This window comes from Streptomyces sp. CA-179760 (assembly GCF_050937045.1).
GTDB lineage: Bacteria > Actinomycetota > Actinomycetes > Streptomycetales > Streptomycetaceae > Streptomyces.
The window spans coordinates 310144-325823 of the sequence record NZ_JBNJLZ010000001.1 but is presented as its reverse complement, the minus strand read 5'-3'; the positions used below and the strand labels follow the sequence as shown (position 1 = coordinate 325823).

13 protein-coding genes and 1 pseudogene are annotated in these 15680 nt (G+C 71.2%); 10 read left to right on the top strand and 4 right to left on the bottom strand.

The annotated features are described in order from the left end of the window. The first annotated feature begins 8 nt into the window (after window positions 1–8). On the top strand, window positions 9–737 hold the full coding sequence (locus ACQEV8_RS01585) for an alpha/beta fold hydrolase (RefSeq protein WP_432972314.1): 729 nt from the start codon (window positions 9–11) through the stop codon (window positions 735–737). On the opposite strand, the gene ACQEV8_RS01580 is transcribed toward ACQEV8_RS01585, so the two are convergent. Further along, a complete protein-coding gene (locus tag ACQEV8_RS01580) occupies window positions 709–2580 on the bottom strand; it encodes a sulfatase (RefSeq protein WP_432956668.1) in 1872 nt (623 codons plus the stop codon). The genes ACQEV8_RS01585 and ACQEV8_RS01580 overlap by 29 nt on opposite strands. A 115-nt stretch (window positions 2581–2695) precedes the next feature. After that, entirely contained in the window at window positions 2696–4315 is a 1620-nt protein-coding gene (locus tag ACQEV8_RS01575) for an acyl-CoA synthetase (protein WP_432956667.1), read from the bottom strand. Window positions 4316–4490: 175 nt separating this feature from the next. Here ACQEV8_RS01575 and ACQEV8_RS01570 point away from each other — a divergent pair, with 175 nt between their 5' ends. The 8 genes and pseudogenes from ACQEV8_RS01570 to ACQEV8_RS01535 all read left to right on the top strand — a co-directional run bounded on the left by ACQEV8_RS01570 (window position 4491) and on the right by ACQEV8_RS01535 (window position 11114). Beyond that, window positions 4491–5291: a crotonase/enoyl-CoA hydratase family protein gene (locus tag ACQEV8_RS01570; RefSeq protein WP_432956665.1), complete on the top strand. Its 801-nt coding sequence runs from the start codon at window positions 4491–4493 to the stop codon at window positions 5289–5291. Window positions 5292–5335: 44 nt separating this feature from the next. Next, the gene (locus ACQEV8_RS01565) at window positions 5336–6277 is read left to right on the top strand and encodes a Zn-ribbon domain-containing OB-fold protein (RefSeq protein WP_432956664.1); all 942 of its coding nucleotides are present in this window, start codon (window positions 5336–5338) and stop codon (window positions 6275–6277) included. After that, entirely contained in the window at window positions 6274–7338 is a 1065-nt protein-coding gene (locus ACQEV8_RS01560; protein ID WP_432956663.1) for a thiolase domain-containing protein, read from the top strand. The genes ACQEV8_RS01565 and ACQEV8_RS01560 overlap by 4 nt, the downstream gene beginning before the upstream one ends. Then, window positions 7335–8492, top strand: a pseudogene (locus tag ACQEV8_RS01555) (thiolase domain-containing protein); the annotation flags it as partial. The gene ACQEV8_RS01560 and the pseudogene ACQEV8_RS01555, both read left to right, overlap by 4 nt. 114 nt (window positions 8493–8606) lie before the next feature. Next, entirely contained in the window at window positions 8607–8849 is a 243-nt protein-coding gene (locus ACQEV8_RS01550; RefSeq protein ID WP_215123856.1) for a DUF397 domain-containing protein, read from the top strand. Between the two features lie 162 nt (window positions 8850–9011). Beyond that, window positions 9012–9905 carry a universal stress protein gene (locus tag ACQEV8_RS01545; RefSeq protein WP_432956661.1) on the top strand — a complete coding sequence of 298 codons (894 nt, stop codon included), beginning with the start codon at window positions 9012–9014 and terminating at the stop codon, window positions 9903–9905. Window positions 9906–9944: 39 nt separating this feature from the next. Beyond that, window positions 9945–10544 carry a CGNR zinc finger domain-containing protein gene (locus ACQEV8_RS01540; RefSeq protein ID WP_432956659.1) on the top strand — a complete coding sequence of 200 codons (600 nt, stop codon included), beginning with the start codon at window positions 9945–9947 and terminating at the stop codon, window positions 10542–10544. A 72-nt stretch (window positions 10545–10616) separates the two neighbouring features. After that, window positions 10617–11114 carry a hypothetical protein gene (locus ACQEV8_RS01535; RefSeq protein WP_003987988.1) on the top strand — a complete coding sequence of 166 codons (498 nt, stop codon included), beginning with the start codon at window positions 10617–10619 and terminating at the stop codon, window positions 11112–11114. Between the two features lie 74 nt (window positions 11115–11188). Here the strand turns inward: ACQEV8_RS01535 and ACQEV8_RS01530 are convergent, their stop codons facing one another. After that, window positions 11189–12328 carry an aminoglycoside phosphotransferase family protein gene (locus ACQEV8_RS01530; RefSeq protein WP_432956658.1) on the bottom strand — a complete coding sequence of 380 codons (1140 nt, stop codon included), beginning with the start codon at window positions 12326–12328 and terminating at the stop codon, window positions 11189–11191. A gap of 234 nt (window positions 12329–12562) precedes the next feature. On the opposite strand from ACQEV8_RS01530, the gene ACQEV8_RS01525 reads away from it, so the two are divergent. After that, complete coding sequence (locus ACQEV8_RS01525) at window positions 12563–14056, top strand: DNA-binding protein NsdB (protein WP_432956657.1); 1494 nt, start codon at window positions 12563–12565, stop codon at window positions 14054–14056. A 5-nt stretch (window positions 14057–14061) separates the two neighbouring features. Here the strand turns inward: ACQEV8_RS01525 and ACQEV8_RS01520 are convergent, their stop codons facing one another. Further along, a complete protein-coding gene (locus ACQEV8_RS01520; RefSeq protein ID WP_432956655.1) occupies window positions 14062–15471 on the bottom strand; it encodes a PP2C family protein-serine/threonine phosphatase in 1410 nt (469 codons plus the stop codon). Window positions 15472–15680: the final 209 nt, after the last annotated feature.

The following is a 15680-nucleotide window of genomic DNA, read 5'->3' as shown; positions in this document are numbered from 1 at the left end:
CCCGTCTCCTGAGCATCCCTCGCTACCGTGCCCGGCATGGACGCAGAACCGCGCACCGTACAGGCGAACGGCATCACCCTGGCCCACCGCGCCTGGGGACCGCAGGACGCGCCGCCCGTCCTGCTCCTCCACGCCCGCGGGGCCGACGGCGCCGGCTGGTCCGAGATCGCCCCGGCACTGGCCGCATCTACGCCCCGGACCTTCGCGGACACGGCCGCAGTGACTGGCCCGGCGACTACGCCTACGCGACCCTGCGCGATGACGTGCACGCCCTCCTCGGCGCCCTCGGTATCGCCCGCGCCGACGTCGTGGGCCACTCGCTCGGCGGGGCCGTCGCCTACCTGCTCGCCCAGCACAGCCCGCACCTCGTACGGCGACTTGTACTGAAGGACGTACCCGCGCCCTTCCCCCTGGACCCGCCGCGCCCGCTCGCCGAACGTCCCGGCAGGGACCTGTCGTACGACTGGGCGATGATCCTCGCCACCGACCGGCAGCGCAACGCCCCGGATCCTGTGTGGTGGGACCACATGGGGCGGATCACCATGCCCACGCTGTTGATCGGTGGTGGGCCGGCCAGTCCGATCCCCCAGAAGCAGATCGCCGCCTTCGCCGAACTGCTTCCCGATGCCCGGCGCATCACGATCGACGCCGGGCATCTCGTGCACGAAGCTCGGCCCGAGGAGTTCCTCGTGGCCGTGGAGGAGTTCCTCAGCCCTGCGGACCGTACGCCGTCATGAAGCGGTCGCGGAACTTGTCCATGCCCCACCGGGGCGCGTTCTCGGCCGGCTTCAGGCCGTCGGTCCAGCCCCAGTCGGCGACCCGGTCCAGGACCTTCTCGTCCTTGGCGACGATGGTGATCGGCACGTCCTTGCCGGTGTCCCCGGCGGTGACGGTCGGCACCGGCTGGTGGTCGCCGAGGAACACGAGGACCGTGTCCTCGTCGCCGTAGCGCTCGAGCCACTCGGTCAGGCTCCGGATCGAGTACTCGATGGCCTTGCGGTACTCGGTGCGCACCTTCTCCGGGTCCTTCCAGACCTCCGTCGGGTTGGTGCCCTCCTTCTTGATCTGGTGGAACACCGAGCCGTCGCCGAGGTCCTGCCAGTCGATCATCTTCGCGATGGGCGACCAGGGATTGTGGCTGGAGGCGAGGATGATCTCCGCCATGATCGGCTCACGGTCCTTCTTGCCGTGCTCCAGACGCTGGAAGGCCTCCATGCTGAACTGGTCGGGCACGGGCGTCCAGCTGAAGTAGGGGCCGTGATAACCGAGGTGCTCGGAGTCGTAGATGTGGTCCAGGCCGAAGTACTTCCCCTCCGGCCAGGCCCGGCGCACCCCGGGCACGACACCGACGGTCCGCCAGGCCTTCGTCTTGCCGAAGTAGTTCGTCAGCGTCATGCGATCGCTGGTGGTCAGGCTGCGGTACCGCTGCTGGTTCTTGATCCACAGCCCGGACAGGAACGTCGAGTGGGCGAGCCAGCTGCCCGCGCCCGTCACCGGCGACTGCAGCCAGCCGCTGCGCGACTCGAAACCGGCCGCCTTCAGCGAGCTGGTGCCCTCCTTGAGCACCGAGTCGATCTGCGGCGCCATCGCCGGGTCGTCGATCGCGACACGGCCGTAGCTCTCGATGAAGGTGAACAGCACGTCCTTGCCGCGCAGCCCCGTGAGCAACTGGTCGGGCGGCGTCTTCGCGAAGGCGTCCACGGCGGCCTGCTTCCGGAAGACCCGCGCGTCCTTCAGGCCCGCTTGCACCTGGTCCACCCGGTTGCCGATGAACTCGGCGTTCCCCTTGGTGGCGAACGGCACGCTGCCGATCTGCACGCCCAGCGTCATGGCGGTGATCCAGGCCGTGCCGAGGATCAGTGTCGTACGGGCGGCGACGGAACGGTGGCCGACCATCAGGTTCGTCAGCCGCACCACGGCCAGCGTCGTGAGGACCAGCACCGCGATGAACAGGACGATCACACCGACCACGGCCAGCACCTGCCCGGTACGGCCGAACGTCTCCCTCAGGAAGTCCGTCGCGTTCCCGATCAGTATCCAGTCCAGGACCAGATCGAAGGGCCGGGCCAGCACCTGGTAGAAGCCCATGTCGACGAACTTCAGGATGGTGACCAGCCCGAGGAACGCACCCGAGACCACCGCCGTGATCCGCCGGGCCCGCGGCGGCAGCGCGAGCAGCAGGCCCGCGAGGAGAACGCCCTCGGCCGGAATCCGGATGAACGACGCGAACTCGATCTTCTCCATCTGGTTGGGCACGAGGAGCGCGAAGAGCACGAGGGCCCCGGCGAGGACGGTCGTCCCGACGCTGACGCCGCGTGCGGTGCGGGGGTAGCGGCGCCGCCAGCCGAACCAGCCGGGCTTCGCCGCGTCCGGCGCCTCCTGGGGTGCGGCTTCCTGTTCGACCTCCGGGGTCTTCTCGGGGGCTTCCTCCGGTACGTCGGTGCCCTCGCCTGCTGGATCCTCCGTTACCGGATCACCATTCGGTTTCCCCGCCGTCGCTTCACCACCGGTGTCGTCATCCGGTTCCGCCCCGCCCCCGGCCGGGTCCGATGGCTGACGGGAGCGAGTGAAGAGCGACACCCGGAGGTCCTTCCGTGCGGTCTTGCTAGGCATGGCAAACAGAGCCCGGTGAGCCGAGCCTGCCACCACCAGTACGTCCGCACGTCACCTTAGGTTCAATCGACAGGCCGGAGAATCACCCGTCCGCCGCCACCGCCACCTCCCGCGCCCACCGGTAGTCGGCCTTGCCGCTCGGCGACCGGCGGACCGACTCCGTGAGCACCAGCTGGCGCGGGATCTTGTAGCCGGCGAGCCGGTCACGGCAGTGCGCCCGGATGTCCTCCAGGGACGGCCGCACCGCTCCCTCGCGCAACTGCACCACGGCCGCCACATGGTGACCCCACTGGGGGTCCGGCACCCCCGCCACCAGCGCGTCGTAGACGTCCGGGTGGGACTTGAGGGCCTGCTCGACCTCCTCCGGGTACACCTTCTCGCCACCGGTGTTGATGCACTGCGAGCCACGGCCCAGGACGGTGACGACGCCCTCCTCGTCGACGGTGGCCATGTCTCCGAGCAGCACCCACCGCTCGCCGCCCCGCTCGAAGAAGGTCCCGGCGGTCTTGGCGGGGTCGTTGTAGTAGCCGAGCGGCACGTGTCCGCACTGGGCTATCCGGCCCACCTCGCCGGCAGCCACGGGTTCGTACGTGGCCGGGTCCACCACCTGCGTACGGGCGTGGACACGGATCCGGAAGCCCCGCTCGGGTCCCGAGTCTTCCGTCGCGGTGCCGTTGAAACCGGACTCCGACGAGCCGAAGTTGTTCAGCAGCATGGCGTTCGGCACCAGCTCCTGGAACTGCCGGCGCACCGTGTCCGACATGATCGCGCCGGACGACGACACGCTGAACAGCGAGGAGCGGTCGATGTGCCGCAGCGGACCGCCCAGCGCGTCGATCAGCGGCCGCAGCATCGCGTCGCCCACCAGCGAGATGCTGCTGACCCTCTCCTTCTCCACGGCCCGCAGCACCTCCTCGGGCACGAACTTGCGGTGGATCACGACCCGCTGCCCGAAGTTGAAGCCGATGAACGCCGTGAGGGTGGAGGTGCCGTGCATCAGCGGGGCCGTGGGAAAGAAGGTGATCCCGGACCCACCCGCCGCGACGCGTTCGGCCAGCTCCTCCGGCTTCTTCACCGGTTCACCGGTCGGGGCACCCCCGCCGAGACCCGCGAAGAACAGATCCTCCTGCCGCCACATCACACCCTTGGGCATCCCGGTCGTACCGCCGGTGTAGATGATGAACTGGTCGTCGGCCGAACGCGCCGGGAAGCCGCGCGCCGGTGACCCCGCGGCCTCGGCGTCCGCGAACTCCGTACACGGAACCTCGGCGGCCGCCTGCGCCGGCGCACCCACCCGGACCAGATGCCGCAGCTTCTCCGCCCGTGGCCGTGCCGCCGCCACCCGGTCCGTGAACTCCGCGTCGAAGACCAAGGCCACCAGATCCGCGTCCCGGTAGAGGTACACCAACTCCTCTTCCACGTAGCGGTAGTTGACGTTGACCGGGACGATCCGTGCCTTCAGGCAGCCCAGCACCGTCTGCAGATACTCCACCCCGTTGTACAGGTGGAGACCGAGGTGCTCACCGGGCCGTATCCCGCTGTCGAGCAGATGGTGGGCGACGCGGTTGGCCGCCGCGTCCAGCTCCGCGTACGTCAGACGGCGCTCCGCGCCCGTACCGGGATGGTCGGCGTACACCAGCGCCTCACGGCCGGGGACGACGTCGACGACCGACTCGAACAGGTCGGCAAGGTTGTACTCCACCGCTCCTCCTGACCCGGGACGTGCCTGGCATCGGACGGTTCGCCGGTCATCAGAGCAAAGGGCGGTCCAAGTGTGAAGGGTCCGCGCGAAGAAAACTGATGACCTGTCAGAAAACCCTTGAAGTGCCTCGCGCCCTACTGCAACCTGTTCTCGTTCTTCGAGAGGGGAGTTGGCCATGGGTGGGACGGAACACCTCACCGTGCAGCGCGAAGGCGCCACACTGGTGCTCACGCTCAACAGGCCTCAGGCCAGGAACGCGCTCTCGCTGCCGATGCTCGTCGGCCTCTACGACGGCTGGCTCGAGGCCGACGCGGACGACTCGGTCCGCTCGATCGTCTTCACCGGCGCGGGCGGCACGTTCTGCTCGGGCATGGACCTCAAGGCCCTCGCCGGGAACGGCATGGCCGGCGAGGAGTACCGCGACCGGCTCAAAGCCGACCCCGACCTGCACTGGAAGGCGATGCTGCGCCACCACCGCCCCCGCAAACCGGTGATCGCCGCGGTCGAGGGGCACTGCGTCGCGGGCGGCACCGAGATGCTCCAGGGCACCGATATCCGCGTCGCCGGTGAATCGGCGACCTTCGGCCTGTTCGAGGTGAAGCGGGGCCTGTTCCCCATCGGCGGCTCCACGGTCCGGCTGCAACGCCAGATCCCGCGCACCCACGCCCTGGAGATGCTCCTCACCGGCCGCCCCTACAGCGCCCGCGAGGCCGCCGCCATCGGCCTGGTCGGCCATGTCGTCCCCGACGGCACCGCACTCGCGAAGGCACTGGAGATCGCCGAACAGATCAACTCCTGCGGCCCGCTGGCCGTCGAGGCCGTCAAGGCCTCCGTCTACGAGACCGCGGAGATGACCGAGTCCGACGGCCTCACGACCGAACTCACCCGGGGCTGGCCGGTGTTCGACACCGCCGACGCCAAGGAGGGCGCCCGCGCCTTCGCGGAGAAACGACCGCCCGTCTACAAGCGCGCCTGAGCGCCCCCTCCCGCCCGCGCGCCTGACCGAAGGAGCCCCGTGGCATGCCCGAAGTCCTCAAAGCCCCCCTCGTCGTAGAGTTCCCCTTCACCCGCTCCCTCGGCCCCGTCCAGAGCGCCTTCCTGACCGGCCTGCGCGAACGCGTCGTGCTGGGGGTACGGGCGAGCGACGGCCGCGTCCTCGTCCCGCCCGCCGAGTACGACCCCGTCACCGCCGAGGAGATCCGCGACCTCGTCGAGGTCGCCCCCACTGGCACGGTCACCACCTGGGCCTGGAACCCCGCCCCGCGCCGCGGCCAGCCCCTGACCACCCCCTTCGCCTGGGCCCTGGTCCGCCTCGACGGCGCCGGCACCGCCCTGCTGCACGCCCTCGACGCCCCGGGTCCCGACGCCGTGCGCACGGGCATGCGCGTCCGTGTCCGCTGGGCCGAGGAACCCACCGGAGCCATCACGGACATCGCCTGCTTCGAGCCGTACGACGGCGAGCCGCCGCACCTCACCGGCGCCACCGGCGAGTTCGAGGACCCCGTCACCGGCATCGTCGCCGCCGCCCGACTCGACTACACCTACTCGCCCGGCCGCGCCCAGACCGCCTACATCAACGCCCTCGGCGGCCGGCGCACCGTGGGCGAGCGCTGCCCGTCCTGCCGGAAGGTCTACGTCCCGCCGAGGGGTGCCTGCCCCACATGCGGGGTCGCCACAGACGAACAGGTCGAGGTCGGGCCGCGCGGCACGGTGACCACGTTCTGCATCGTCAACATCAAGGCGAAGAACCTGGACATCGAGGTGCCGTACGTCTACGCCCACATCGCCCTCGACGGCGCCGGCCTCGCGCTCCACGGCCGTATCGGCGGCATCCCGTACGACGAGGTCCGCATGGGGCTGCGGGTCGAACCCGTGTGGACGGAGGGCGCCCGCTATCCCGACCACTACCGGCCGACGGGCGAGCCCGACGCGGACTACGACACCTTCAAGGAGCTGTTGTGACGAGCGCACCGCGAGACCGCGAGATCGCCGTCGTCGCCTTCGCCCAGACCGCCCACCGGCGCACCAGCGAGGAGCTCTCCGAGGTGGAGATGCTCATGCCGGTACTGCACGAGGTCCTCGACCGCACCGGCCTCAAGACCGCCGACATCGACTTCACCTGCTCCGGCTCCAGCGACTACCTCGCCGGCCGCGCCTTCTCCTTCACCCTGGCCCTCGACGGCGTCGGCGCCTGGCCGCCGATCTCCGAGTCCCATGTCGAAATGGACGGCGCCTGGGCCCTGTACGAGGCCTGGACCAAACTCCTCACCGGCGACGCCGACACCGCCCTGGTCTACTCGTACGGCAAGTCCTCTCCCGGCCCGGTCCGCGACGTGCTGACCCGCCAGCTCGACCCGTACTACGTGGCACCCCTGTGGCCCGACTCCGTGGCGCTCGCCGCCCTCCAGGCGCAGGCCCTCATCGACGCCGGCGACACCGACGAGCCCGCCCTCGCGGCCGTCGCGGCCCGCAACCGGGAGGCGGCCTCCGCCAACCCGCACGCGCAGCTCAAGGGCTCCGTGGCGCAGGGCGACTACCTCGTACGACCCTTGCGTACCGGCGACTGCCCGCCCATCGGTGACGGTGCCGCCGCCGTGATCCTGGCGGCCGGAGACCGGGCCCGTGAACTGTGCGCACGCCCCGCCTGGATCCGGGGTATCGACCACCGCATCGAGGCACACGGTCTCGGCGTGCGCGATCTGACCGACTCGCCGTCCACCCGTCTGGCCGCCGAGCGGGCCGGGGCCTTCGAGGGGCCCGTCGACACCGCGGAGCTGCACGCGCCCTTCACCGCGCAGGAGGTCGTCCTGCGCAAGGCCCTACGGCTCGATGACGGCGTTCACGTCAACCCCTCCGGCGGAGCCCTCGCCGCCAATCCGATCATGGCCGCCGGTCTCATCCGCCTCGGAGAGGCCGCCGCCCGCATCCACCGCGGCGAGTCCGACCGCGCCCTTGCCCACGCCACCTCCGGCCACTGCCTGCAGCAGAACCTGGTCGCCGTACTCGAAGGGGAGCCCCGATGAGCAAGGAGCCCGTGGCCGTCGTCGGCATCGGCCAGACCAAGCATGTCGCGGCACGCCGGGACCTGTCGATCGCCGGGCTGGTCCGGGAGGCGGCGCGACGCGCGCTCGACGACGCCGAGCTGACCTGGGCCGACATCGACGCCGTCGTGATCGGCAAGGCGCCCGACTTCTTCGAGGGCGTCATGATGCCGGAGCTCTACCTCGCCGACGCGCTCGGAGCCGTCGGCAAACCCATGCTCCGCGTGCACACCGCCGGGTCGGTCGGGGGATCCACCGCGCTCGTCGCCGCGAACCTCGTCGCTGCCCGCGTCCACGGCACCGTCCTCACCCTCGCCTTCGAAAAACAGTCCGAGTCGAACGCCATGTGGGGCCTGTCCCTGCCCATCCCCTTCCAGCAGCCCCTGCTGGCCGGGGCGGGCGGCTTCTTCGCCCCGCACATACGCGCGTACATGCGACGCAGCGGCGCTCCCGAGTCGGTCGGCGCCCTGGTCGCCTACAAGGACCGGCGCAACGCGCTCAAGAACCCCTACGCCCACCTGCACGAACACGACATCACCCTGGAGAGGGTGACCGCCTCGCCCATGCTGTGGGATCCGATCCGCTATTCGGAGACCTGCCCCTCCTCCGACGGTGCCTGCGCCATGATCCTCACCGACCGCGCCGGAGCCGCCCGGGCACCACGACCGCCCGCCTGGATGCTCGGCGGCGCGATGCGCAGCGAACCGACCCTCTTCGCCGGCAAGGACTTCGTCTCCCCGCAGGCCGGCCAGGACTGCGCGGCCGACGTCTACCGGCAGGCCGGGATCACCGACCCCCGCCGCGAGATCGACGGCGCCGAGATCTACGTGCCCTTCTCCTGGTACGAGCCGATGTGGCTGGAGAACCTCGGCTTCGCCGACGAGGGCGAGGGCTGGAAGCTCACCGAGGCGGGCGTGACCGAACTGGACGGTGACCTGCCCGTCAACATGTCGGGCGGTGTCCTGTCCACCAACCCCATCGGAGCCTCCGGCATGATCCGCTTCGCGGAGGCGGCACTCCAGGTGCGCGGACAGGCCGGGGAACACCAGGTGGACGGCGCCCGCCGGGTCCTCGGACACGCCTACGGCGGCGGATCGCAGTTCTTCTCGATGTGGCTCGTGGGAGCACGGCCCCCGAGTCCTGAAACGACTCCCGGGACGACTCCTGAAAGGTCCCCCTCACGTGCCCTGTTGGCCATGGGACACGATCGCTAGGCTGGCCGCGGACGACGAATCGGGAGGAGCACGGACGTGGCCGAGACCACCACCCAGCAGCGCCCGCTCATGGGCTGGGACAAGCCGGAGCTGGACCTCACCAACGCCGACTGGCAGTCCAGCAGCCGTGGCGTGGGGGATGTCCAGATCGCCTTCGTGGAGGGCTTCATCGCCATGCGGAACAGTGGCCGCCCGGAAAGCCCTTCCCTGATCTTCACGCCCGACGAGTGGGGCGCGTTCGTGTCGGGAGCGCGGGAAGGGGAGTTCGACCTCACGTGACGCGGGCCGGGTGAACCGCCCGGGCGGCCGTGATCCGACGGCCGATCCGGGGGTGTTGCGCCCGCTTTTCCGGACACGCGACCCGATTCATCCTCCCGGGGCCGGCGCCTGAGCCAGGCTGGCCCCCGGAAGGGACGGTCGTAACCCGGAGGTGAGAAATCCGTGAGCACCCTGCCGGTCATCGCGGCGGTCGACGGTTCGGACGACAGCCTGTGTGCCCTGGAGTGGGCCATCGACGCCGCCCGCCGGCGTTCGGCGCCCCTGCGCGTGGTCCACGTACGCCAGTACGCCCACTGGGCACAGCCCGAGGTCCTCGCAGCCGGGCCCGCGGACCCACAGGAGGACCCCGTCCTCGACCGGGTCCGCACCCGCCTGCAAGGACGCGCAGACCAGCCGGACACGGAGTACCTCGCGCTTGAGGGCGCGGTCGGCGCCGTCCTGCCCGAACTGGGAGCCTCCGCCCAGCTGCTGGTGCTGGGCTCCCGGGGCCGTGGCGGGTTCGCCGGCCTCGTGCTCGGCTCCAACGGCATGGCCGCCGCCCGTGACGCCGAGTGCCCCGTCGTCGTGGTGCCCCGGGCCGGAGGCGATGTCCAGGACGACGGCCCCGGCCGCCGGGTCGTCGTCGGCCTCAAGGTGGACGGCCCCGACGACGCCACGCTCGAGTTCGCCTTCGCCGAGGCCGCCCGGCGCGGGGCGCGACTCCAGGCGGTCGCCGCCTACCCGTGGCCCGCACAGCCCTGGATGATGCCCGGGGAGATGCCCCCGCCGGTGGTCGACCAGGACGTCATCGAGGACGAGGCCCGGGTCCTCGCCGAGGGTTTCCTCGCCCCGTACCGCGAACGGCACCCCGGCGTCCCGGCCGAGCCGCTCGCCGCGGCGGGCGACGCGGCCGGGCACCTCGTGGCGGCCTCCCGGGACGCCGACCTCGTCGTGGTGGGCCGGCACCGGCGGCACCTGCTGACACCCGCCCGCATGATGGGCTCGGTCACCCACGCCGTCCTGCTGCACGCCGTGAGCCCCGTCGCGGTGGTCCCGCCGACGCCGCCCACTGACTGACCTCGCTTAATGGATGGAGGCGGGCTTATCATTAGCCCCATGCGGGAACCGATCAGCAGGGAAGCCCGGCTCGCCCTGGACCTGGCCCTCACCGTCCGGCACGACGGCGACGGCGGCGTAGCCGACGATCTGACCGACCCGGCGGGCCTGACCGTCTGGGTCCGGGCACACCCCGAGGCCCTGCCGGACACCGAGGGGTTCACCGCCGACGCCGTGCGGCTCGCCGAGGTCCGAGAGATGCGCGCCGCCGCCCGCGCGCTCTTCGCACGCGCCGTGCGCCCCGGCGAGCCCAGCCCCGCGGACGCGACCCGCCTCCTGCCCGAGGCCGAGGCCGTCCGGCGCCTCAACGAGGCAGCCGCCCGCACCCCCACCGTGCCGGTCCTGCGCTGGCCCCGGGAGGCCGCACCCCTCGTCCACCAGCGGCCCGTACACGGCCCCGACGACCTGACGGCAGCACTCGCGCACGCCGTGATCGCGTTCCTGGCGAGCCCCGACCGCGACCGGCTGCGAGCCTGCCACGCACCGCGCTGCGTGCGGTACTTCCTCAAGGAGCACCCACGCCAGGAGTGGTGCAAACCGTCCTGCGGCAACCGCGCCCGGGTCGCCCGCCACCACCAACGGCACCGGGCGACGACTTGAGGCCCCGTCGCAGGCCGACCGGCCCGCCGCCCGCCCGACACTTCGCAGGCCGGGACACGTACCATTGGCGACATGTCGTTCCTCCGCCGCCGCAGCGCCACCCCCGCCGGGCCTGACTTCGACGTACTGGCCATGGACCCGGGCGACTGGCCCGGCAACCTCGGTGCGGGACTGCTGCCCGCCCCCGACGGAACCTGCCAGGGCGTCTTCCTGCGCTACGACCTGTTCGGCGGCCGCGGCCCCGCGATGATCATCGGCAATCTGCCCGAGGGCTCCCCGGCGCGCGAGGTCCCCGAGGGTCAGGTCCCCTTCGAGGTGGCCCAGCTGCTGCTGGCGCTGGAGAACGACGAGGAGGTCACCGTCGTCAGCACCGAGGACGTGCCGGTGATGCAGGGCGACAACCTTCTGATCGTGCGCCGCGTCAAGCTCTCCGAGGGCCGGATCTCCTGCGTGCAGTTCGACCGCAGCGACAACGTCCTGGTGACCATCGCCGCCTGGGACCGCCCCATCACGGACGACCTGTACGCGCTCCTCAAACCGCTCCCCGCTGAACTCTTCCAGCAGGGCTGAACCGGCGGCGGTACGCCACACACGAAGCGGCCGCTGTGCGCCTGGACAGGCGCACAGCGGCCGCTTCGTCCCCGTCAGCGAGTGCCGACCGCCGCGCGCACGGCCCGCCGGGCCAGCTGGCAGTCGTCGTGCAGCCGCCGCAGCAGCAGGCGCTGCTCCTCGCCGGACGGCGCAGCACCAGGATGGGCCGGGCCCGGTGCCGCCGGGGCCGCGTCGTGCATCGAACGTTGCACGGCCGTCTCGTACGTACGGATCTCACGGGTCAGCACCAGCATCAGGTTCACCAGGAAGGCGTCCCTGGACGCAGGGCCCGCCGACTGGGCGATCTGGCTGATCTGGCGACGGGCCACCGGTGCGTCCCCGAGCACCGACCACAGCGTCGCCAGGTCGTACCCCGGCAGGTACCAGCCCGCGTGCTCCCAGTCCACCAGCACTGGACCGGCTGGTGACAGGAGGATGTTCGACAGCAGTGCGTCGCCGTGGCAGAACTGGCCCATTCCCTGCCGTCCGGCCGCCTGTGCGATGCCGTGCAGCAGCTTCTGGAGATCGCCCAGGTCCCGGTCGGTGAGCAGGCCCAGCTCGTGGTACCTCGAGATCCGCGCCGCGTAGTCGAGCGGAGCGTCGAACGTCCCAGCCGGCGGCCGCCAGGCGTTCAGCCGGCAGATCGCGCCCAGCGCGGCTCTGATGTCCGCCCGCGGTGGCGCCTCGGCCGGATGCCGCTGGAGCGCCGCCACCCGCCCGGGCATCCGCTCGATGACCAGTGTGCAGTTCTCCGGGTCCGCCGCGATCAGTCTCGGCACCCGCACGGGAGGGCGGTGCCGGACGAACGAGCGGTACGCCGCTATCTCGTGGTGGATCCGCTCGGACCAGGCGGGGGAGTGGTCCAGTAAACACTTGGCGACGGCCGTGTTCCGACCGGTCGTACCGACCAGGAGTACGGACCGGCCGTTGCGGCGCAGCACCTGCACCGGGGCGAACTCCGGGCAGATGCGGTGCACCGATGCGATGGCGGTGCGCAGCTGCGCGCCCTGGGGGCCGGACAAGTCGAGTCTTCCGCTGAGCGGTTGGGTTCCGAGAACCGCGCCGCGCCGAGCCCTGCCCGCACCGAGCACGGGGGCCGCCGACCGCGCGGGGGCGAGGTAGGGGCCGCTGTCCGTGGGACGCGGGTGCAGCGACCGGGGTGGTGCGGACACGGAGGACGATGCTGCGTACATGGGCGAGACAGATCCCTTCGTGTGCCTGCGACGACAGCGCACCACCCGGCCCGGACCCCCGGGAGCATCCTGGGGAATGTCCCTGCGGCGACCGGGTCGGGGTGGCGCGTTCCTACCTGACACCGGATGCCCGGTGGCACACCATCTGGCGAACCCTGGCGAACCATGGCGAATAGTCGCCCGGCAAGTCTCCCCGGGCTACTGTCAACTCAGCCGAGTACCTGGGGGCTTGATGTGAGCGGACAACCCAACACCCGTCTCTCGGACCTGTTCGGCCTGGCCGGCTGGTCGAAGGGCGAACTCGCGAGGCTGGTCAACCGGCAGGCGGCGGCCATGGGCCACCCCCAGCTCTCGACCGACACCTCCCGGGTGCGGCGTTGGATCGACACGGGAGAGATCCCGCGCGATCCGGTGCCGCGGGTGCTGGCGGTTCTGTTCACCGAGCGTCTCGGCCGTGTCGTGACCATCGAGGACCTCGGTCTGGTCCGGCACGGGCGTGCGGGGAAACGGCAGGGCGGCGGGAGCGCGGAGCCTCCCGACGGTGTGCCGTGGGCGCCCGAGCGGACCGCCGCGGTCCTCACCGAATTCACGGGAATGGACCTCATGCTCAACCGACGCGGCTTGGTGGGCGCGGGCGCCGCGCTCGCCGCGGGATCCGCACTCAGCAGCGCCATGTACGACTGGCTGCACACCGACCCTGCCCTGACTGCCGACGCTCCCGATCTCGACCGTCCCCTGCACGCCGACCCCGCCGGGTTCGACCGCTACGAGGCCGCCCCCATCGGGTCGCAGGAGATCGAGGAACTGGAGCGCTCGGTCGAGGTGTTCCGCGCCTGGGACGCGGCCCGCGGCGGCGGGCTCCAGCGTAAGGCCGTGGTGGGCCAGCTCAACGAGGTGGGCGGCATGCTCGCCTACCGTCACCCACCCCATCTCCAGCGGCGCCTGTGGGGCGTCGCCGCCAACCTGGCCGTCCTCGCGGGCTGGATGTCGCACGACGTCGGCCTGGAACCCACGGCCCAGAAGTACTTCGTCATCGCCGCGCACGCGGCCCGGGAGGGCGGGGACCGGCCCCGCGCGGGCGAGGCGCTCTCCCGTGCGGCCCGCCAGATGGTCCATCTGGGCAAGCCGGACGAGGCCCTGGACCTGATGAGACTCGCCACCTCCGGCTCGGGCGGCGATGTGCTGCCCCGCACTCGGGCGATGCTCTGCACCATCGAGGCCTGGGCACAGGCCGCCATGGGCAAGGGCCAGGCCATGCGCCGCACGCTCGGGCAGGCGGAGGACCTGTTCGTCTCCGACAAGGCCGACGTGCCGCCGCCGGACTGGATGCAGACCTTCAAGGAGGAGGACCTCTACGGCATGCAGGCCCTGGCCTACCGCACGCTCGCCGAGTTCGAGCCGGGTGCGTCCGCGCATGCCCAGCACTACGCGGAGAAGGCGCTGGCCCTGCGGGTCGACGGCCGGCAGCGGTCGAAGATCTTCGACTATCTGTCGATGGCGTCGGCCTGCTTCATCGCGGACGACCCCGAACAGGCGGACCGGTACGCGCGGTTGGCCCTGGTGTCGATGGGATCCAACTCCTCCCATCGCACCTGGGACCGGCTGCGTGAGATGTACCGACTCACCGCCGAGTACGCCGGTTACCCGAGGATCCAGGAGCTGCGGGAGGAGATCAAGCTCGCCCTGCCGAAGACGAAGGGCAGGGGCGGCAACAGCGCGCGGGCCTGAGTTCTCTATGCCATGACCTTGGCGACGAGCACACAGGCGTTGTCCTCGCGCGCGCTCTCGCCGAACTCCTGGAGGACCGTCCGTACGCAGTCCTCCGCGGTGCGGTTCCCTGGCATGCGCGGGGCCAGGTCGAGGAGGAGGTTCACCGCCGCCGCTCCGGTGTGCCCGGGTACCAGCCCGTCGGTGTGCAGGAGCAGCAGGTCGCCCACCTCGAGGGTCTCTTCGGCCTGTCCGTAGACCGCGCCCGAGGTGGCGCCGAGCAGGACACCGTCCGGTGTGTTCAGTGCGCGCCCCGTCCCGTCGCGGAACAGCAGCGGGGCGGGGTGTCCGGCCTGCGCCCACACCAGGGTGCGAGTTCCTGGGCGGTAGCGGCAGCAGACGGCGCTGCCGAGGGCGGGTTGCACCGTGGCGTCGAGTAACTGGTTCAGCCAGGCCATCAGTTGACCCGGCGGGGAGCCGGCCATCGCCATGCCGCGTACGGCGCCGAGCAGCATGGTCATGTTCGATGTGACACCGACTCCGTGTCCGGTGAGGTCGCCGACGCTGAGGAGAGTTTCGCCGTCGGTCAGTTCGAGCGCGTCGTACCAGTCGCCGCCGATCAGTGTGTTCGTGGACGCCGGCAGGTGGTGGGCCGCGAGGTCCAGGGTCCCGGTGCCCCGGTGCGGGAGCCGCAGGGAGCCGCGCCACGGCGGGAGCACGGCCTCCTGCAACTCGACCGCGAGCCGGTGTTCGGTCCGCGCGGCATGCCCGTGGTGGTGGAGCGAGTCACGGGTCTCGCTGACCACCCGCTGGCTGCGGCGCAGTTCGCTGACGTCCCGCAGCACGGCCCACATCGAGGCGGTGCTGCCGTCAGTGTCGAGCACCGGTTCGCCCATCATGTGCACGGTGCGGACGTCGCCGTCCCGGCGTACGATGCGGAACTCGCCGTCGATGGGCCGGGCGTCGACGAGGCAGTTCGTGACCATCGCCGTCAGCTTCGGCCGGTCCTCGTCGAGGACCAGGGACGGCATCTCGTCGAGGGTGAGCGGTGGAGCCTCGGGGTCGCGGCCCAGGATCTGGTAGAGCTCCCCGGACCAACTGGCCTCGTCCGTCAGCAGGTTCCACTCGGCGCTGCCGACCCGGCTGAGCAACGAGCCCAGCGGGGGCGCGGCCGGTTCCAGGGGAGCCGCCGAGGTCGGCGGGCCGTCCCGCAGCTGGGCGAGATGCTCGTCGAGGTCGTTGAGCTGGTGCAGGGCCAGGTCGTACAGGGCGCGCTGCCAGCGACCCCGCGGGTGGTCCGATCCGTCCTCCTCGGCGTCGCGCCGCACCGCGTCCATGTCGCCCTTGAGCCGCCGCGTCTGCGATATGAGCGCGTCGACCGAACCGCGTCCGGGAGGCTGGGCGGCTGGGCGGTCCGCGGAGAGGTGGGACGGCATGACGCACTCCGATGCGGGGACGGTTCGACCAAGGCGGACGGAGGGACCGTTACGACTGTCGCACAGCCCGCGACGCCCTGTAAGGGATTTGGCAACACACGACACGGTGGTGCTTCTGGCATATGCCACAGTCTCACGGAGTTACTCCGAGGTAGGTGCGAGGCGTGCCGCCCGGATGCCCAAGTCGTAGGTTACACAGGGCATTTGAC

Coding starts and splice junctions, on each gene's coding strand:
- ACQEV8_RS01570 (WP_432956665.1), top strand. CDS start 4,491: ATGGGTGGGACGGAACACCTCACCGTGCAGCGCGAAGGCGCCACACTG.
- ACQEV8_RS01565 (WP_432956664.1), top strand. CDS start 5,336: ATGCCCGAAGTCCTCAAAGCCCCCCTCGTCGTAGAGTTCCCCTTCACC.
- ACQEV8_RS01540 (WP_432956659.1), top strand. CDS start 9,945: ATGCGGGAACCGATCAGCAGGGAAGCCCGGCTCGCCCTGGACCTGGCC.
- ACQEV8_RS01535 (WP_003987988.1), top strand. CDS start 10,617: ATGTCGTTCCTCCGCCGCCGCAGCGCCACCCCCGCCGGGCCTGACTTC.
- ACQEV8_RS01530 (WP_432956658.1), bottom strand. CDS start 12,328: ATGTACGCAGCATCGTCCTCCGTGTCCGCACCACCCCGGTCGCTGCAC.
- ACQEV8_RS01520 (WP_432956655.1), bottom strand. CDS start 15,471: ATGCCGTCCCACCTCTCCGCGGACCGCCCAGCCGCCCAGCCTCCCGGA.